Below are 19910 nucleotides of genomic sequence, written 5' to 3'. Positions count from 1 at the left end.
AATACAAGCAGTGATTTACCCCAATACTTACGAACAAAAAACTGGTTTTGCTCAAATACGAAGCATGCTGAACAAGCATTGTCTTAGCCAACTGGCTAAACATAAGGCCGATACAATGCTTTTCAACACAGATTACGACACTATCAATACTTTATTGCATCAGGCTTCAGAGCTAAAATATATCCTTCAATTCAATGGAAATTTTCCTTCGCAGGATTACTATGATTTAACTTCTGAGTTATTAAGAATCAGGCTACCGGGCACTTTTATCAACCCTGACTCTATGATGGAGCTCAGACTATCACTTGTGGCTATTACAGATATTATCAATTACATCAGGCAACAGAATAAAGACAGCTTCCCTTACCTTCAGCTTATAACGCCAGCAGAATTACCTGACCAATCAGTGATACAGGATATTGAACGCATCATTGATGAAAAAGGTGAAATAAAAGACAAAGCAAGCGAAAAACTGTTTGCCATCCGAAAAGAGATTTACGGCCGGTTGTCAGGTGTTGATCGCAAAATCAATCAAATTATGCTGATGGCCCGCAAAGACGGGCTTACACCCTCTGATGCTGAATTAACCATTCGCAACGGAAGATTGGTCATACCTGTTTCGGCAGGAAATAAACGTAAACTGAAGGGTTACATTCACGATACCTCTGCTACCGGACAAACTGTTTTTATTGAGCCTGCCGAAGTTTTTGAAATAAACAATGAGATTCAAAACCTTCAGATTGAAGAAAAACAGGAAATAATTAACATCCTTATCAACTTTACCAATAAGCTAAGGCCTTCCTGTACCAGCCTGCTATTTTATTATCACTTTTTGGGCGAAATTGACTTTATAAGAGCCCGTGCACTATTAGCAATTGACATTGGAGCAGTAATGCCTACGCTTACCAACAAACCCACGATAAACTGGCAGCAGGCGGCGCACCCATTACTTATGCAATCGCTTAAATTGCAGGGCAGGGCCATTGTTAAACAGGATATTTACCTTTCGGATGAAAAACGAATCATGGTAATCAGTGGTCCCAATGCAGGAGGCAAGTCTGTATGCTTGAAAACAGCCGGTTTGCTTCAATACATGTTACAATGCGGATTGCTCATACCTGTAGGAAACGATTCAGAAGCCGGAATTTTTAATAAAATATTTCTTGAGATAGGCGATGAGCAATCGCTTGAAAATGACCTTAGCACCTACAGTTCGCACCTGATTCACATTAAACATTTTATAGAAAATGCAGATGCTGAAACCCTGTTTCTGATAGATGAATTCGGAGCTGGAACCGAACCTCAACTTGGCGGAGCAATGGCTGAAGCTACTCTTGAAAAACTAAATGAAATACATTGTTTTGGAATCGTAACCACGCATTATACCAATCTGAAACTTCTGGCCGATAAGCAACCAGGCATTTTTAATGCGGCTATGCTTTACGACACGCAGGCAATGAGGCCTCTTTTCAAGCTTAATGCAGGAAAACCCGGAAGTTCTTTTGCTTTTGAAATCGCCAGCAAAATTGGCTTCCCAATTCAGGTACTTGAAAATGCAACCTCAAAAATCGGACATAGTCAGCTCGATTTTGAAAAGCAACTCGCTCAGCTTGAAGTTGACAAGGCATACATAAAGCAAAAAACTGCTGAATTAAAAATTGCTGACGAAACACTTGCGTCTCTTGTAAACAGGTATGAAACTATGCTTGCTTCATTTGAAAACCGCAAACAAGAGCTCATGAAGGAGGCAAAAGTTAAAGCCCAGCAATTGCTTGAAAAGTCAAACAAACTGATTGAAAATACTATAAGAGGTATAAAAGAAGGCAATGCTGAAAAAGAAGCAACCCGAAAATTGCGCGAATCACTTGCTGTTGCCAAAGAAGAATTACTAAAGAACGAAATCACAGAGGAAACTCAGCCACAAAACCATATACCTTCAGAGGAAACAATCGAAACTGCCCCGCCATTACTAGGAACTCTTAAAACCGGACAATTCGTTAAAATAGCAGGACAGGAAAGCATCGGCACAATATCGGAAATAAAAGGCAAGCAGGCTGTTGTTTTGTTTGGCTCTGTTAAAATGCGGACCAAAACAGACAATCTGGTAGCTGCTACAAAAGCTGAAATAAAACAATGGGAAGCCAACAACAAGTTCGCCAAACCGCATATAGGTGTATACCACCAATTAAATGACAAAATGGCCGATTTTAAGATGTCTATCGATATCAGAGGTAAAAAAGCAGAAGAAGCACATGAAATCATAGCGCATTATATAGATCAGGCGATTTTACTCAGGGTTCACGAGGTAAGAATTCTTCATGGTAAAGGAGATGGAGTTTTGCGCAATATCCTGCACGATTATCTGCGCGATATCCCTGAAATTGACAGATTTGAAGACGAAAAACTGGAACGGGGCGGGCATGGTGTTACACTTGTTTATTTTACCTGAACACATCAAACAACCATTCATAAATCGTAAAGCACTCAATCTGCCTGCTAAATAGTTGCAAAACCGGCTCACAGCTATCTTTACCTGAATTACATCAGCATTTTTCTCTTTTCAATGGTCATAAATGGTTTGCTGTCAGTATGGTTTCTTCAATCAGAATAAAAAATCCTGATTCTGGCAAGATTTTTGACATGCACAAGGCTACATATTTAAATTTCGTACTATATGTCATTTGAACAAGGTAAGGACTTTAGCTCAAGACTTAAAGCCAGTCTTAAATCCAGAAATACTATCAAGAATATAGCCGCTTTGATAATCGGAGCAATCGCAGGTTACATTTATTATGTAAATGTAGGATGCAGCACGGGTGGATGCGCCATTACTTCAAACCCTTATATGACTGTACTATGGGGTGGTTTACTGGGGTACTTATTTGCCGATATTTTCAAAATAAAAGACAAAACCACCGAACAGGAAAAATAAGCCTGTAAAAGTTGTTACCTTTTTTTCCTGGAAGCACAAACCAGGCTATAGGAATGATCTATCCATTCAATAATTTGTTTATCGCCAACTGATCCGTCAATATCCACAGTATTCCAGTGCTGTTTATTCATATGATATCCCGGCCGCACACAAGGATAATGTTCACGTAACTCGATGGCAAGTTCGGGATTACATTTCAGGTTGACAGAAAGTGGGCCATTAATATCAGTGAGTGCAAACATTTTCCCCTTCACTTTAAATACCAGGGTAGATTCATCAAAAGGAAAATGCTCAGTAACATCGGGCAATCCCATGCAATAATCACGTAACTGTTCTATATCCATATGCTTTTTCTACAAAAATACATCCGATGAATGATTTTGACAAGCTACACCTTAAAATAGCCTTAAAGGTTCGGGGTGTTAAGCCGGTGAATAAAAACACAAAATATTAATAATTAGCATTTTAATATAATACCTTCATTATAATTGTCAGTAAATAATAAAATAGCAGGAATCGATTTTTAAATTTATAGTTACCTTTGCATGCTTTGCCGGCCTCCGAAGCCGGCTATCAGGGATAATAAAGAAATACATTTTCTAAATCTTCGGATATGTCATTGACCAAAAAAACAACTGACCTCAAAAAGAGGATGCGTGACGCTTTGATGGGAGGTGGCCAGGTAGCTATTGATAAACAGAAAGCCACGGGAAAGATGACCGCCCGTGAGCGTATCATAGCGCTGGTTGACCCAAAATCGTTTCACGAGTACGACCTGTTTGTCGAACACGCAGGCAAAGACTTCAATATGGGCGATAAATATCTGCCCGGTGATGGAGTAATTACCGGAACAGGGACTATCAATGGATACCCTGTTTGTATTTATGCTCAGGACTTTACCGTTGCAGGAGGTTCGCTTGGCTGGATGCATGCCAAAAAGATTACAAAGATCATGGATCATGCCATGAAACTGAAAGTGCCTATTATTGGAATCAACGACTCTGGTGGAGCCCGTATTCAGGAAGGTGTAAATTCACTGGCCGGTTATGGAGAAATCTTTTACCGCAATACGCAGGCATCGGGTGTAATTCCTCAGATTAGTGTTATTCTGGGACCGTGTGCCGGTGGTGCTGTTTATTCTCCTGCGCTTACCGACTACGTATTTGTTGTTGACAAAATTTCCAAAATGTTCATTACCGGCCCTGAAGTAATTAAGACAGTGCTGGGTGAGGAAATTTCAATGGAGGAACTCGGCGGGGCCCGTGTTCAAAGTGAGATTACAGGAAATGCACATTTCTTCGCTGAGAGCGAACAGGAATGTTTTGAACAGATTAAAACACTCTGCAGCTTTATTCCCTGGAATAATATGAAAAAAGCAGAGCCATTCCCCAAAAAACCGCCCCGCACCCGCAGTTACAATATTGACAGCATATTCCCGACAAACCCGCGTCAGCCTTACGATGTAAAAGATGTGATTAAAGCCATTGTTGATGACTCTGAGTTTTTTGAAGTCCAGAGTATGTTTGCTGCCAACATTGTAATTGGTTTTGCCCGCCTGAACGGAAATACCGTTGGTTTTGTAGCTAATCAGCCTTTGGTACTGGCAGGTGTTCTTGATGTGGACTCATCAACAAAAGCTGCCCGGTTTATCAGGTATTGCGACTCATTTAATGTTCCACTTGTTACCTTGGTCGACCTTCCGGGTTACCTTCCGGGTGTAGACCAGGAGCATGCTGGTGTAATCAGGCATGGAGCCAAAATGCTTTATGCTTATTCGGAAGCCACTGTTCCAAAAATGACTGTTATCTTGCGCAAAGCATACGGAGGAGGTTATATAGCCATGTGCTCAAGCCACTTACGGGCTGACTTTGTATTTGCCTGGCCAACTGCAGAAATTGCAGTAATGGGCCCGGAGGGCGCTGCTAATATTATTTTCCGCAACGAAATAAAAAATGCAGAAAACCCTGAAGAAATGCGCAAGCTTAAAATTAAGGAGTACAAAGAAAAATTTGCCAACCCTTATGTTGCTGCAGCTTATGGTTATGTTGACGCAGTAATTGAACCTGCCGAAACACGCAATATGCTGATACATGCGCTCGAAATTTCTGCTGAAAAAGCAGAGGTTCGCCCCAATAAAAAACATGGTATTCCACCTTTTTAATTTTTCGATATGGAAGAAAACAACGAAGCCCCTGCTTTAAAATCGATCATTATCGACAATGTCAAATACAAAACGCGGCTTACCAAAAAGTTTATGGCGCGCAAAGTATATGAACCCATTGACCTTAAAAAAGTGTACTCGTTTATTCCCGGTACCATCCTTAAGGTTCATATTAAAGAAGGTGCTAAAGTAAAGCAAGGGACTAAACTTCTGGAACTTGAGGCTATGAAAATGGCCAACAATATTGTGGCACCCATTGATGGGGTTGTAGCAAAAATCAATGTCAAATCAGGTGATTTGGTTCCCAAAAATTTCCTGCTTGTTGAAATGGAATAATTTTCTGTTTCTGAAATAAAAAAAGCCTGCGATATAAATCGCAGGCTTTTTTTATTTTTTCATCTGATACAATATTTCCTTAATTCTGTGCAGGTTTCAAATAAATTCTGATACGGTTGAATTATTTTGTTCAATAAAATCAAGGATTTCATCTTTACCCTGCCCACTTTCTGACGAAGTAATAAAAGAAACTGGGAGCTCCTCCCACTCCTGCAAAAGCCTTGCCTTAAATGCGGCAACATTTGAAGCCAAACCATTAGCCGTAAGTTTATCGGCTTTTGTAAATACAAGCGTAAATGGAAGCTGCTGTTCGCCAAACCAGTTAATGAAATCAATATCAGAGCTTTTGGGCTCAATTCTGGAGTCAATAAGAATAAAAGTATTGACCAGGTTGGAACGCCGGGTAAGATACTTTCGAATCATCTCCTCCCATTTTTCGCGCTCCTTTTTCGAAATTTTGGCATAGCCATAGCCAGGCAAATCAACCAGATACCAATCGCCATTCACCAAAAAATGGTTAATTAATCTGGTCTTTCCCGGAGTAGAGGAAATCCTTGCCAAATTATTTCTGCCCAGAAGCCGGTTAATCAGTGACGATTTTCCAACGTTTGATCTTCCGATAAAAGCATACTCGGGCTTATCGGCCTGAGGACATTTGGAAAGCTCGGTATTACTGGCTATAAAATCAGCAGATTTAATGATCATCTTAGGAGTTTATGGTTAGGTGGCGTTCAATCTTCATATCGTAGATATCGCTGATTGTAACAATAATTCCTGACTCTTCAACAAGGCCAAAGTCGTCATTAATGGCTGTACCAAAAAATTTCATGGTTGATGACAAATTCATATAAGCATTCACCAGCGGTGGAATGGTTTCGCCCAGTCCCCTAACCTGCTGAATCAATAATTTGTAATCTTTCTCATACACTCCGTTTGGAAATGCATTGGCAAGGAATTCAGGATCAGTTTCTGTTTCAAGCGGAATAATCGGGTAAACAAGTTTCTCATGATCGGCAAAGTACTTCTTCATGAAATAAAGGATTAAATCGCGGGCTGTACGATTGTAATCAGGATACATGGTAATCTTGCCAAAATAGTACTTTGCATCAGGATACATCAGAATAATGGCGCCCAAACCATCCCAAATATTGTCCAATGAATACATCCCTTTCCTGATATTGTTGGATGGCTGATATGCAGGCTGTACAAATGAACGCCCGAGCTCAATGGTATAAGGCAAAAAATCTGCAACAAACTTTTCAGAATACCTGAAAAGTTTAAATGTAGGTGTATGATATTCGCCAGCATTATCTTTCTTCAGAAACTTACAATGTAAAAAACGATAGCCTCCAACAATCTCCTTATCATTTGGATTCCAAACAATTAACTGTTCAAACAGATTTTCACCTGTATCGTATTCATCCAAATCAATAGAAAGCCCGGTTCCACCACCTGCATCGCGAAAAGTAATTTCCCGCAACCGACCAATTTCTCTGGTCACATTTGGCGAATTCTGGTAGTTCACAATATAAATCAGGTTATTACCTGAGTTTGTAGTTCTTATCAGTTTGTCATCTGTAAGTTCCTGCATCAATAATTCCCGGTCAACGGGGGGAATGATATTCTCCATTATTTTAAAATATTAATTATCACTAAACAACAAACTGCTTTTCAGGGTTGTCCTTCAATGAGTAAACATGCTCTTTGATTTTTTCAGCCCATTTTTTATCGTTCAGACTGTTATCGAAAACCGAAACAGGTATTGGTCTTCCAAAGGTTATCACAATTTCTTTGTTTTCCTGTTTATACATTTCATCCACAAGGTAAAGCATCTCAATATTTGCTTTTAATCCCAGCCACTTGCGCAAATTTGCAAGATTATAAAAGAAATTGGAATTTCTTCCGCTTATATGCACCGGAATAATATCCCTGTTGGTCTTTCTGGCTTTCGATAGAAAAGTCTTTTTCCATTCAAGATCAACAATATTCCCTTTTATTTTCCTCGAGCAGAGACCGGCAGGAAAATAGAGAACCGTTTTATCCGATTTGAAGGTATCATCAAAATGAACAATATTTTCGGCATTAGACCCATGCTTATTAACAGGAATAAACAATGGCCGGAGATTGGGCAAATGAAGCAAAAAATCGTTGGCCGGAATGGCAATATCAGGACGAATTTTCCCGACAGCGTGCATCAATGCCATTCCATCAAGTCCACCCAGAGGGTGATTGGAAACAACAACAAATCGTTCAGAAAGTAAAAGATGTTGCTCTCCATTTACAATAATATTTACCCCGAACTCAGTTAGTATTGCCGAAACAAAAGCCAGTCCCTGTTTATCAGCATGTTTATTAAGTGCCTCATTCAGCGTGTCCTGATGCAATATCCTTTTCAGATATTGAATTAAAAAAGAAGGCAGATACCGAAGCAATCGTGTGCTCTTACCTGCTATGACCTTTTCAACATCAATAAATCTCTTGTCCGGCTGAAGATTACTTTGAACCGTTGTATTCATATTCACAGTTGACTTACGCTCTATAATTTCTCACAAATTTAGGCAATTCCATGCTTCAATTGGTAATGTGCGCGTGAAATTAGGGCAAGAAAGCAGCATTTTGCTCAATTTGGAATAAAAGCACCTGCAATTCACTTAGCAATGCCCTGATTTACTATTATTTGCATCCTGCCTGCAGCGGCAAATCCTTCTATTTCCTAAAAAGTTATCAACACTTGTGGTATAAAGTGGTAAAAAGTGGTAAAAGCGTGTTATATTTACACTCAAATTCAGCACTTAAAGAAAATGATCGAAATAATTGGCGTACACGACTGTAAGGTTGATACCAAGGGGCGGTTAATGCTCCCCTCGGCACTCAAGTCGCAGCTGGATGCCATTATTTCGGAAGGATTTATCATTAAACGAAGCATTTTTCAGCCTTGTCTGGAATTATATCCACGTTCAGAATGGAACAGAGCCATAAAGGGCGTAAACAAGTTGAATCGGTTTGTAAAAAAGAACAACGATTTCATCAGGGTATTTATGGCAGGGGTGCGAGAAGTTGACCTTGACAACACAGGCAGGCTTCTCATTCCTAAAGATTTAGCGCTTTTTGCATCTATATCAAAAGACATCGTGCTGGCTTCAGCGCTAAATATCATTGAGATTTGGGATAAAGAAAAATATGAAGCTTCTATCAGAGAGAACCTTGGAAATTTCTCGGAGCTGGCTGAAGATGTAATGGGACTGATTAACGAAACTGACAATGACTGAGATGTATCATAACCCGGTAATGCTGAAAGAATGTATTGATGGGCTGGCCATTAACCCGGAGGGCACTTATGTGGATGTCACTTTTGGCGGAGGAGGCCATTCCCGCGCTATACTTGAAAAACTTACAACCGGAAGGCTGCTTGCTTTCGATCAGGATGCTGATGCGCTTAAAAACACAATTGAAGACGACCGCTTTACATTGATAAATCAGAATTTCAGATATCTCACCAACTTTTTAAGGCTTTACAAAGCTTTGCCGGTGGATGGAATACTGGCCGATTTAGGCATTTCATCATATCAGATTGACCAACCTGAGCGTGGTTTTTCGACCCGGTTTGAAGCTGACTTGGACCTGCGGATGAACCGCAATACCGGTATAACAGCTGCACAGGTTTTAAACCAGTATTCTATTGACGATTTAAAAAAGGTGTTTGTTGCATACGGTGAACTAAAAAACGCTTACCGGATTGCCCTGAAAATTGACGAATACAGATCATCTAACAATCTGAAAACAACCAGTCAACTTAAAGAGATACTCACCCCACTGGCCGAAAGAGGCCGCGAGAACAAATTTTTCGCCCGTGTTTTTCAGGCACTTCGCATTGAGGTAAACGGAGAGCTCGAGGTGCTCAAAGAGTTGCTTCTTCAAACGCAAAAAGTACTTAAACCAGGCGGCAGACTGGTCATTATGTCATACCATTCTCTCGAAGACCGGCTGGTTAAGAACTATCTCAAAACCGGAAATTTTGAGGCTATTGAAGAAAAGGATTTTTACGGAAACCTGATTGCCCCTTTCAAGCCCATTACCAGAAAGCCTGTTGTACCCGGCGAACAGGAAACCCTTGAAAACAGCAGGGCTCGCAGTGCCAAACTCAGGATAGCAGAACGTACAATCAATGAATAAAACCAGAAACACACCGAGACCTAAACATGAAGACACTCCGCCAAAGAAAAAACGGAGATTTTCTTCATTTACCTTGCTCAACAAAAAAACCGGAACAGGAAAATCAGTTCCCGGATTTTTTGATGGACGGTTGATGACTCGTGAAAACCTGGTTAAACAAATTCCTTTCATTTTTTATATGACTTTTCTGGCCATCATGTATATCGCCAATTCATATAATGCAGAAAAAACCATCATTGACATCTCCAAAACAAAAAAAGAGCTCGAAGAACTCCGCTTTGAATATATCACAACCAAATCGGAACTGATGTTTCACAGCAAACAATCAGAAGTTGCTGCAAAACTTATAAACAGTGGTGTAAAAGAATCAGTTGTACCACCTGCCAAACTTTATGTAAAAGTACCATAGTCGATGGACGAAAACAGGCGCGACATATTAAAAAAAGTTTATCTGGTATACATCTTTATGGTGGTGCTGGCATTGGCTATTATTGGCAAGGCCTTGTATATTCAGGTAGTTGAAGGCAATGAATGGCGCGAAAAAGCAAAAAAACTGAGCATTCGTTACGATAACATTGAAGCTATCAGAGGGAATATTCTGGCCTCTGACGAAAGTCTGCTCGCGGCTTCTGTTCCTGTATTTGACTTAAGAGTTGATGCAGGAAATACACACTACAAGGATGATTTTTTCTACGAAAACGTTGACTCTCTCGCTCTTTGCCTGTCGAACCTTTTTGGCGATAAAAGCAAAAAAGAGTATAAAGATCTTCTGATTAAAGGCCGTAAAAACAACAACCGCTTTTTACTGCTTAAACGCAACATTACTTATGCACATCTTAAAAAAGTCAGAAAGTTTCCGATTTTCAGATTAGGCAAATACAAGGGAGGCATCATTGCAGAGGCCCGGAATAAGCGGGAATTACCGTTCAAATGGCTGGCTTTCAGAACCATAGGATGGGACAAAGATGGAAAAGAAAATGACATTGGACTTGAAGGGGCATACAGTCAGATACTTGAAGGTGAAAGCGGACAACGACTGATGCAGCGGATTGGGAATGGAGTTTGGCGTCCGTTAAATGACGAAAATGAAATTGAGCCACGCAACGGTCACGATATTCTGACATCCATCGATATCAATATACAGGATGTTGCAGAAGACGCTCTTATGCGCCAGTTGATAGCCAATGATGCAGATCACGGTTGCGCAGTATTAATGGAAGTAAATACTGGATTTATCGTTGCCATTGCCAATTTAGGCAAAAACGGCGATGGTGTTTATGAAGAAAAATACAATTACGCCATTGGTGAGAGTTCAGAGCCAGGTTCCACTTTTAAACTGGCCTCGGTTATTGCAGCTCTTGACGACGGGTTAATTAAGCTTTCCGATTCAGTTGATACACAAGGCGGCGCTGTAAGATTTGCCAACCGCATCATGAAAGATTCACACGAAGGGGGCTATGGTGTCATCAGTATCAGAAGAGCTTTCGAGCTTTCCTCCAATGTTGGCATATCAAAGATTATTCACAGAGCATACCATGAAAAGCCACAACAATTTATTGAAAAGCTCTATTCAATGCACCTGAATAAAAAGCTCGGCCTCGATATTCCCGGCGAAGGCAATCCATCAATCAAAGACACCAAGAGTAAAATCTGGTCGAAGGTTTCCCTTCCTTGGATGTCAATCGGCTATGAAGTTGCCATGACACCGCTTCAGACTCTTGCATTTTACAATGCTGTAGCCAACAATGGAGTAATGGTTAAACCTCAGTTTATCAGAGAAATAAGAATGGCTGGTGAAACTGTTCAATCATTTGAGCCTGTAATTCTATGTGAGTCTATCGTTAAAAATAAAGAAACCATCACGCAGGTCAAATCACTGCTTGAAGGGGTGGTAGAAAGAGGAACAGCAACAAATCTGAAAAATCCGGTATTCAAAATTGCCGGGAAAACAGGTACAGCACAAATTGCTCAGAACAACAGCGGATATAACAAGTCAAACTATAAAGCATCGTTTGTTGGATATTTCCCGGCCGACAACCCCAAATATTCAATGATAGTTGTCATTAATAACCCTTCAAAAGGGGTTTACTACGGAGGCTCAATTGCCGGACCTGTATTCAGGGATGTAGCCAACAAGGTTTATGCAACACGTCTTGATCCCTCGATAAAGAAAACTGACTCAATACCTGTTCAGATACCCGTTTATGCCGCAGGAAATGCCCATGAAATTGAGCTGATTCTCAAAGAGTTTAACGTTCAGTGGACCGGCGATGCGCAACAATATGATTATGCTGCCATGACGGGTACCGACAGTACAATCAAAATTTCGCCAAGACCAGTGATGGATGCAAAAACTCCAGATGTAACCGGAATGGGCGCACGTGATGCAACTTATCTTCTCGAATCAGCTGGTTTAAAAGTTCAAATCAGAGGGAAAGGCCAGGTTAAGCGACAATCGGTTCCTGCCGGAACAAAAGCAAGAAAAGGGAGTAACTGCATTATTGAATTAGGTTAAAACAAAGGTTTGAAAATTGAAAGCACTTAAAGACATATTATACAAAACCAGCATCAACCGCATAGCCGGCAGCTCAGAAGCCATGGTTGATGCAGTGGTATTCGACTCGCGCCGTGTAGACAGGCACTCGCTTTTTGTTGCTGTTAAAGGAACACAAACCGACGGTCATCAATACATCAATCAGGTAATTGAAGCGGGTGTAAAAGCCATTATCTGCGAAAAAATACCCGATATAACCAAGCCTGATGTTTGTTATGTTGAAGTAAGCGACAGCAGCAAAGCTTTGGGAATTGTAGCTTCAAACTTTTACGACAATCCTTCACATGAAATAAAAATTGTAGGCATTACGGGTACAAACGGGAAGACGACAACTGCCACCTTACTTTATCAGATGTTTCTTAATTTGGGATATAAAACAGGCTTGCTTTCAACGGTCAGAAACATGATAAACCGTAAAGAAATTCAAGCTACCCATACAACCCCTGATGCTGTCGCTTTAAACCAAATGTTAAGAACAATGGCAGATGAAGGTTGTGCGTATTGCTTTATGGAAGTAAGCTCTCATGCTGTTGTGCAAAACCGGATTGCCGGAATACGTTTTTCCGGAGGTGTGTTTACCAATCTGACCCACGATCACCTGGATTTTCATAAAACTTTTGATGCATATCTGGCTGCTAAAAAAAGCTTTTTTGACAATTTACCTGCGGAAGCTTTTGCACTGGTCAATACCGATGACCGCAATGGACTTGTAATGGCTCAAAACACCAGGGCAACAGTAAAAACACTGGCTGTTAAAAGGCCTGCCGATTTCCATTGCAAAATCATTGAAAATCATTTCGACGGCTTACTGCTCAGAATCAACAACCAGGAAGTTTGGTGCCGGTTGGTTGGAAACTTTAACGCCTATAATTTGCTAAGCATTTATGCGACTGCCATTTCACTGGGGATAAAGCCAGGCGAATGTTTAACTGAACTCAGCAGGCTTGAGCCAGTTGACGGCCGCTTTCAGTATATAAAATCGCCACAGGGGGTAATTGGCATTGTAGACTACGCACACACTCCTGATGCACTTTCAAATGTTATCAGCACAATTAACGCCATCAGAGGCGGCAATGGCAAATTAATTACCGTAGTAGGAGCAGGAGGAGATCGTGACAAAACCAAACGACCTGTTATGGCAGCCATTGCAGTAGAAAACAGCAGCCTGACGATTCTCACTTCAGACAACCCCCGAAGTGAAAACCCGGAAGACATTCTCAATGATATGCGGGCCGGTATTTCACCCGGTAAGGCAAAATTTTGTCTGGTTATATCCGACAGGCGGGAAGCAATCCGCACAGCCTGCACTATGGCTGCTAAAGATGACATCATACTGGTTGCCGGTAAGGGGCACGAAACATATCAGGAAATCAAAGGCGTTAAACACCACTTTGACGACAGGGAAATTCTGACTGATTTTTTCAAAGACCAGCAAACCGAACAAGGTTCTTAAAACAACACTGCTATGCTCTATTATTTGTTTGATTATCTTGATAAAGCTTACGACCTGCCCGGCTCGGGTATGTTTCAGTATATATCTTTCAGGGCAGCGCTTGCTATCATAACATCGTTGACCATTTCTTTGCTTTTTGGAAAGTCACTGATTAAATACCTGCAAAAAAAACAAGTTGGTGAAACCGTTCGCGATCTTGGGCTTGACGGACAAAAAGAAAAACAAGGAACTCCAACCATGGGAGGATTGATTATTCTGGGTGCCATTGTTATCCCTACCATTTTATTTGCCAAACTCAACAATATCTATATCATTCTCATACTGGTTACAACCATCTGGCTTGGTTTTATCGGGTTTCTTGATGATTATATCAAGGTGTTCAGGCATGACAAAAAGGGACTTGCCGGAAAGTTTAAAATTCTTGGACAGGTTGTAATCGGAGTAATTGTTGGTTTCACACTTTATTTTCATGAGGGTGTAGTAATCAGAGAAAAAATTGCGCAGACAAGTTCACGTTCGGCCTCAAATCTGAGCGAATTTGAACAAGTAAAAGATCACCAGCAAAAATTTTCGCGCCAGAGTAAAAAATCGACTAAAACCACCATTCCGTTTTTCAAAAACAATGAATTTGATTATGCCATTTTGCTGAAGCCTTTCGGCAAAAAGGTCATGGACAATGCCTGGCTAATTTTTGTACCCATCGTTATTCTTATTATAACTGCTGTATCAAATGGAGCCAATTTAACCGATGGCATTGACGGGTTAGCGACAGGCACATCGGCCATTATCGGGGTTACGCTGGGCCTGCTTGCCTGGGTATCGGGCAATATAGTATTTGCCGATTACCTCAACATCATGTATCTGCCAAATACAGGAGAGCTTTCAATTTTTGTCAGTGCTTTTGTTGGCGCCTGCACCGGATTTCTATGGTACAACACTTATCCTGCGCAGGTTTTTATGGGTGATACCGGCTCGCTGGCATTAGGAGGAATTATTGCAGTACTGGCCATCATGATCCGGAAAGAGCTTCTTATACCTATACTTTGTGGAATTTTTCTGGCCGAAAACCTTTCAGTAGTTCTACAAGTAAGCTACTTCAAGCGCACAAAAAGAAAATATGGCGAAGGCAAAAGGTTGTTTCTGATGTCGCCTTTGCATCATCATTTTCAGAAACTAGGCTATAAGGAACCTAAAATCGTACAAAGATTCTTCATTGTAGGAATCATGCTTGCAGTTTTAACAATCATCACCTTAAAAATCAGGTAATCATGAATTCTCATCCCCGGGTTGTGGTATTGGGCGCTGCTGAAAGCGGAGTTGGCGCTGCACTGCTTGCCAAAAGCAAGGGGATAAGTGTATTTGTATCAGACTATGGTTTCATCAGAAACGATTTCAAGATTACACTCACAGAGGCAGGTATTGATTTTGAAGAGAACAAACATTCTGAACAACTGATTCTGTCGGCTGATGAAATTATTAAAAGCCCCGGAATACCCGACAAGGCTCCTGTAGTTGCAGCTGCATTGGCTAAAGGCATCCCGGTTATCTCTGAAATTGAATTTGCAGGCAGGTATACAAATGCCAAAAAAATCTGCATTACAGGCAGCAATGGCAAAACAACAACAACCATGCTCATTTGGCATATGCTGCAAAAAGCCGGCCTGAATGCCGGTCTTGCAGGAAACGTAGGTAAAAGTTTTGCCCGTCAGGTTGCCAGTGAAGAACACGATTACTATGTGATTGAGCTAAGCAGTTTTCAGCTCGATGGCATGTACCGGTTTAAAGCCGATATCGCCATATTGCTCAACATCACACCGGATCATCTCGATCGGTATGACAATGATTTCAGCAAATATGCCGATTCAAAGATGCGCATTTTACAAAACCAGTCAGAAAATGATGCCGTAATCTGGTGTTGCGATGATGAAATACTCAACCAACGATTCGGACAATTAAAATTAACACAGGGTGCATACCCGATTAGTATCCGTAAGCCAATCAGCAACGGAGCATTTAGTGAGAATCAAAAAATAGAATTTAACATAAAAGGGGACAAGTTCGATATGACTTTAGAAGAACTGGCATTGCAAGGCAAGCACAATATTTACAACTCGATGGCTGCAGGCGTGGCAGCCCGCCTGGTTGACATCCGTAAGGAAACAATTAAGGAATGTTTGTCGGATTTTCAGAATGTTGAACACCGACTGGAATTTGTAGCAAATATTCACGGGATTGAGTTTATTAATGACTCCAAGGCAACCAATATCAATTCGGCCTGGTACGCACTGGAATCCCTTAACAAAAAAATTGTATGGATTGCCGGTGGAATCGACAAAGGCAATGATTATACAAAACTGTATGATTTGGTTCAGCAAAAAGTGAAGGCCATTGTTTGCCTTGGAACTGACAATGAGAAGCTGATTGATGCCTTTAAGGACAAGGTAGAGATCATAAACGAAGCACAATCGGCCGAAGAAGCCGTTAATATTGCATACTATCTGGCCCGCAAAGGTGATGCAGTGTTGCTATCGCCGGCCTGTGCCAGCTTCGATTTGTTTGAAAACTACGAAGACAGAGGACGAAAATTTAAAGCTGCAGTAAAATCCCTTTAGCCATTCAATACCGGTATGAAAGCTATATTAAATAACATCAAAGGCGATAAAACTATCTGGATAGTTGTATTTATACTATCTATATTTTCGATCCTGGCGGTGTACAGTTCAACCGGCACTTTGGCTTATAAATATCAGTCAGGAAATACCGAATACTATTTTATCAAGCACACAGGCATTCTCTTACTTGGATTTGGTTTGATGTTTCTTGCGCACAAAATACCTTACAAATATTACGCCCGGATTTCCCAATTAGGGATTTATATCTCTGTGCCTTTACTTGCCTACACACTTCTTTTCGGAACCAATCTGAATGAAGCAAGCCGCTGGTATACTTTACCTTTGATAAACATCACATTTCAGCCTTCTGATTTTGCCAAATTAGCCCTCATCATTTTCGTTGCCCGCTTGCTTGCCAAAAAACAGGATGATGTTGAAGACTTCCGGAAGGGTTTTATCTCTATTATGATTCCTGTTGTCATCATCACTTTACTGATATTACCCGCCAATTTTTCAACAGCCGCGCTTATTTTTACCACCTGTTTGGTGTTGATGTTCGTTGGCAGGGTTAAATTCAAATATCTGTTAATTTTAGTGGGCGTTGGTGTGGTAAGCTTCATTTTACTTATAGCATTGGCCATAAATACACCTAAACTCAACGGTCGTATAGGAACGTGGCAAACACGTATTGAAAGTTACACCAGTGGCGACAGTGATGCCAATTATCAGGTTGAGCAGGCCAAAATTGCCATTGCTACCGGCGGTTTATTGGGGAAAATGCCGGGTAATTCAACGCAAAAAAACTTTTTACCCCACCCCTACTCCGACTTTATCTATGCCATCATCATCGAAGAATATGGCATCATTGGTGGAATTATCGTTGTATTACTTTACCTCGTATTATTATTCAGGGCCATTAAAATTGTAATTAAAAGTCCTCGTAATTTTGCAGCATTTCTCACTTTCGGGGTTGCATTCAGCCTTGTTTTCCAGGGAATGGTTAACATGATGGTGGCTGTAAACCTTCTTCCGGTAACGGGGCAAACGCTGCCACTCATCAGTATGGGAGGTACTTCCATCTGGTTTACAAGTATAGCTATTGGCATTATTCTGAGTGTAAGCCGCGAAATCGAAGAATCAGAGAATGCAGAAAAAGAAGCTAAAGAAAATAAAGAAAGTAAAGAACCCAAAACACCTGAGCATGCTATCGCCTGAGACCAGAATAATCATAAGCGGAGGAGGAACCGGGGGACATATTTTTCCGGCCATTGCCATTGCTGATGCGCTCAAGCAGGCTATTCCCGGAGTAAGCATTCTCTTTGTGGGCGCCGAAGGCCGTATGGAAATGGAAAAAGTACCTGCTGCCGGTTATGAAATTGAAGCTTTATGGATTAGCGGCATTCAACGCAGCCTCACACTTAAAAACCTGTTAATCCCTCTAAAACTGATACACAGCAATCTGAAAGCCCATCAGATTATCAGGCGTTTTAAGCCCGATGCAGCCATTGGCGTAGGTGGTTATGCCAGCGGGCCAACCATCAGAGCAGCTGCCCTCTCCGGCATTCCTACCATCCTGCAGGAGCAGAATTCATATCCGGGCATTACCAATAAAATGCTGGCAGGAAAAGCCAGAAAAATTTGTGTTGCTTACCCCGGTATGGAAAAATATTTTCCGCAGAGCAAACTGATTGTGACCGGAAATCCTGTTCGTAAAGATATTGCCAACCAACAAGTAAGCCGTGAAGAAGCACTTAAATTCTTTGGCCTTGACGCTTCAAAACCAGTAGTTTTGGCAGTTGGCGGAAGCCTGGGTGCCCGTACCATAAACCAAAGTCTGCACAGTGGACTGAAAGAGTTGACAGATCAGCACATTCAGCTTATCTGGCAAACAGGAAAAAACTATGCCGAACAGGCTGCAATGGCAGTCATCCCTTTTGAAAAAGCAGGCGTCAGACAATTTGCCTTTATCACCCGCATGGATATGGCCTATGCAGCCGCTGATATCGTTATTTCGCGCGCCGGAGCCATCGCCATTTCTGAGCTTTGCATCACAGGCAAGCCCAGTATTCTGGTTCCTTCGCCGAATGTCGCTGAAGACCATCAGACAAAAAATGCCATGGCTCTGGTATCAAAAGATGCTGCCTTAATCGTAAAGGATGCTGACGCACCTTCTTCACTGGTTGCCACCACAGTTGATCTGGCATTTAATAAAGCACATCAGGAAACTTTGAAAAAAAACATTCTTCAGCTTGCGCAACTCAATTCGGCACAGCGCATTGCTGAGGTAATCATGCAATGTATTCAGGAACATCAAAACGCATAACGTGAACATAGAAACGCTCGGGACTGTTTATTTTTTGGGTATCGGAGGCATCGGTATGAGTGCCCTGGCGCGCTATTTGAAAAAAGCCGGGGTAAATGTGCATGGATATGACAAAACGCCTACAACACTCACCTCTCAACTCGAAGCTGAAGGTATTGTCATTCACTATGAAGATCGGCCTGAGCTGATTCCGGCTGAAACCTCTTTGGTTGTATATACACCGGCAGTTCCTGCAGACCTTGGCGAATTTCAGTTCCTGAAACTGAAAAACATTCCCATGATAAAGCGCTCAGCTTTACTTGGCGAAATAACTTCAGCAAAAAAAACACTGGCCATAGCCGGAACACATGGTAAAACCACCGTTACCACCATGCTTTCACACATTCTGTTTCCGTCTGAAATGGGATGCACTGCATTCCTTGGTGGAATAGCCAAAAATTACAATTCAAACCTGCTCCTGAACCCTCAGAGTAACTTCATGGTTGCTGAAGCAGATGAATTTGACAGGTCGTTTCTCAAACTTTTCCCATATCTGGCAATAGTTACAGCCACCGATGCCGACCACCTTGACATATATAAAACACACGCACAACTGCTGGATTCATTTGCCGATTTTACCGCCAATATTGAACAAGGCGGATTTCTTTTGGTTAAGCAGGGCATAACCTTGCCTGAAAAAATAAAAGAGCGGGTCAGCAAATACACTTATGCTGTAACTGATCAGGCCGATTTTATGGCCATCGGTCTTCAGCTCCGCGATGCCTGTTATTCATTTAGCCTGAAGACCCCTGATGGGATTATTGAGCATCTGAATCCGGGGCTTCCGGGACTGTTTAATGTTGAAAACAGCATTGCTGCGGCTGCTGCGGCCTGGCTTTGCGGAGCAAGCAACGAAGAAATTATTAAAGGTATCAACACTTTTGAAGGTGTAAAAAGAAGATTTGACCACCGCATTAACCAATCAGGGCTGTTATATATTGATGATTATGCTCATCACCCTGAAGAATTGAAAGCCTGCATCGGTGCTGTAAGAGCCATGTATCCTCACCGGCACATTACGGGCATATTTCAGCCTCACCTTTATACCCGCACCCGCGATTTTGCGGCTGGTTTTGCCCAAAGCCTGTCGCTGCTCGACAAGGTTATGCTGCTCAATATTTACCCTGCCCGTGAATTACCGATTGAAGGAGTTGATTCTGAGCTTATACTGAAAAACATCACCACCGCTGACAAAATGCTGTGCAGCAAACAGGATGTGATAAAAGAATTATCAGAACATAAACCTGATATCCTGCTTACACTGGGAGCGGGTGACATTGATCTGATGGTAGCCGATATTGAAAAACTATTTCAAACAGAGGACTAA

Annotated in this window: 18 protein-coding genes; 14 read left to right on the top strand and 4 right to left on the bottom strand. The window is 41.5% G+C overall.

The window, feature by feature from the left end:
* Positions 1–64 precede the first annotated feature (64 nt).
* Both H6541_00190 and H6541_00185 read left to right on the top strand, forming a co-directional pair.
* Complete coding sequence (locus H6541_00190) at positions 65–2449, top strand: Smr/MutS family protein (protein ID MCB9014192.1); 2385 nt, start codon at positions 65–67, stop codon at positions 2447–2449.
* Between the two features lie 291 nt (positions 2450–2740).
* Positions 2741–2932, top strand: coding sequence for a hypothetical protein (locus H6541_00185; GenBank protein ID MCB9014191.1), 192 nt, complete (start codon positions 2741–2743; stop codon positions 2930–2932).
* Between the two features lie 14 nt (positions 2933–2946).
* Here the strand turns inward: H6541_00185 and H6541_00180 are convergent, their stop codons facing one another.
* Entirely contained in the window at positions 2947–3276 is a 330-nt protein-coding gene (locus H6541_00180) for an MmcQ/YjbR family DNA-binding protein (protein MCB9014190.1), read from the bottom strand.
* 269 nt (positions 3277–3545) lie between these two features.
* Here H6541_00180 and H6541_00175 point away from each other — a divergent pair, with 269 nt between their 5' ends.
* Entirely contained in the window at positions 3546–5093 is a 1548-nt protein-coding gene (locus H6541_00175) for an acyl-CoA carboxylase subunit beta (protein MCB9014189.1), read from the top strand.
* 9 nt (positions 5094–5102) lie between these two features.
* Positions 5103–5429 (top strand): acetyl-CoA carboxylase biotin carboxyl carrier protein subunit, encoded by a 327-nt coding sequence (locus H6541_00170; GenBank protein MCB9014188.1) that lies wholly within the window; start codon positions 5103–5105, stop codon positions 5427–5429.
* Positions 5430–5525: 96 nt separating this feature from the next.
* On the opposite strand, the gene H6541_00165 is transcribed toward H6541_00170, so the two are convergent.
* Genes H6541_00165 through H6541_00155 form a run of 3 tightly spaced genes read right to left on the bottom strand, consistent with a single transcriptional unit; the run spans position 5526 to position 7945 of the window.
* Positions 5526–6134, bottom strand: a complete 609-nt coding sequence (locus tag H6541_00165) for a YihA family ribosome biogenesis GTP-binding protein (GenBank protein ID MCB9014187.1) — start codon at positions 6132–6134, stop codon at positions 5526–5528.
* A 1-nt stretch (position 6135) separates the two neighbouring features.
* Positions 6136–7059, bottom strand: coding sequence for a GNAT family N-acetyltransferase (locus H6541_00160; GenBank protein MCB9014186.1), 924 nt, complete (start codon positions 7057–7059; stop codon positions 6136–6138).
* A 22-nt stretch (positions 7060–7081) separates the two neighbouring features.
* Positions 7082–7945 carry a 1-acyl-sn-glycerol-3-phosphate acyltransferase gene (locus H6541_00155; protein MCB9014185.1) on the bottom strand — a complete coding sequence of 288 codons (864 nt, stop codon included), beginning with the start codon at positions 7943–7945 and terminating at the stop codon, positions 7082–7084.
* A gap of 285 nt (positions 7946–8230) precedes the next feature.
* Between H6541_00155 and mraZ the strand changes: the two genes are divergently transcribed.
* From mraZ to H6541_00105, 10 genes are read left to right on the top strand one after another with little or no spacing between them, the layout of a single operon-like run.
* The gene (mraZ, locus tag H6541_00150; protein MCB9014184.1) at positions 8231–8698 is read left to right on the top strand and encodes a division/cell wall cluster transcriptional repressor MraZ; all 468 of its coding nucleotides are present in this window, start codon (positions 8231–8233) and stop codon (positions 8696–8698) included.
* On the top strand, positions 8691–9602 hold the full coding sequence (gene rsmH / locus H6541_00145) for a 16S rRNA (cytosine(1402)-N(4))-methyltransferase RsmH (protein MCB9014183.1): 912 nt from the start codon (positions 8691–8693) through the stop codon (positions 9600–9602). The genes mraZ and rsmH overlap by 8 nt, the downstream gene beginning before the upstream one ends.
* Positions 9595–10011 carry a hypothetical protein gene (locus H6541_00140; GenBank protein MCB9014182.1) on the top strand — a complete coding sequence of 139 codons (417 nt, stop codon included), beginning with the start codon at positions 9595–9597 and terminating at the stop codon, positions 10009–10011. Before rsmH ends, H6541_00140 begins: the two co-directional genes overlap by 8 nt.
* 3 nt (positions 10012–10014) lie before the next feature.
* A complete protein-coding gene (locus H6541_00135) occupies positions 10015–12117 on the top strand; it encodes a transpeptidase family protein (GenBank protein MCB9014181.1) in 2103 nt (700 codons plus the stop codon).
* A 16-nt stretch (positions 12118–12133) separates the two neighbouring features.
* Positions 12134–13609: a UDP-N-acetylmuramoyl-L-alanyl-D-glutamate--2,6-diaminopimelate ligase gene (locus H6541_00130; GenBank protein MCB9014180.1), complete on the top strand. Its 1476-nt coding sequence runs from the start codon at positions 12134–12136 to the stop codon at positions 13607–13609.
* A 12-nt stretch (positions 13610–13621) separates the two neighbouring features.
* Complete coding sequence (locus tag H6541_00125) at positions 13622–14875, top strand: phospho-N-acetylmuramoyl-pentapeptide-transferase (protein ID MCB9014179.1); 1254 nt, start codon at positions 13622–13624, stop codon at positions 14873–14875.
* A 2-nt stretch (positions 14876–14877) separates the two neighbouring features.
* Complete coding sequence (gene murD / locus H6541_00120) at positions 14878–16221, top strand: UDP-N-acetylmuramoyl-L-alanine--D-glutamate ligase (protein MCB9014178.1); 1344 nt, start codon at positions 14878–14880, stop codon at positions 16219–16221.
* 15 nt (positions 16222–16236) lie between these two features.
* Entirely contained in the window at positions 16237–17436 is a 1200-nt protein-coding gene (locus H6541_00115; GenBank protein MCB9014177.1) for an FtsW/RodA/SpoVE family cell cycle protein, read from the top strand.
* The gene (gene murG, locus H6541_00110; GenBank protein ID MCB9014176.1) at positions 17423–18544 is read left to right on the top strand and encodes an undecaprenyldiphospho-muramoylpentapeptide beta-N-acetylglucosaminyltransferase; all 1122 of its coding nucleotides are present in this window, start codon (positions 17423–17425) and stop codon (positions 18542–18544) included. The genes H6541_00115 and murG overlap by 14 nt, the downstream gene beginning before the upstream one ends.
* A gap of 1 nt (position 18545) precedes the next feature.
* On the top strand, positions 18546–19910 hold the full coding sequence (locus H6541_00105; GenBank protein ID MCB9014175.1) for a UDP-N-acetylmuramate--L-alanine ligase: 1365 nt from the start codon (positions 18546–18548) through the stop codon (positions 19908–19910).

The organism is Lentimicrobiaceae bacterium (assembly GCA_020636745.1).
Classification (GTDB): domain Bacteria; phylum Bacteroidota; class Bacteroidia; order Bacteroidales; family Lentimicrobiaceae; genus Lentimicrobium.
This window is presented reverse-complemented; position numbering and strand designations above follow the sequence as displayed.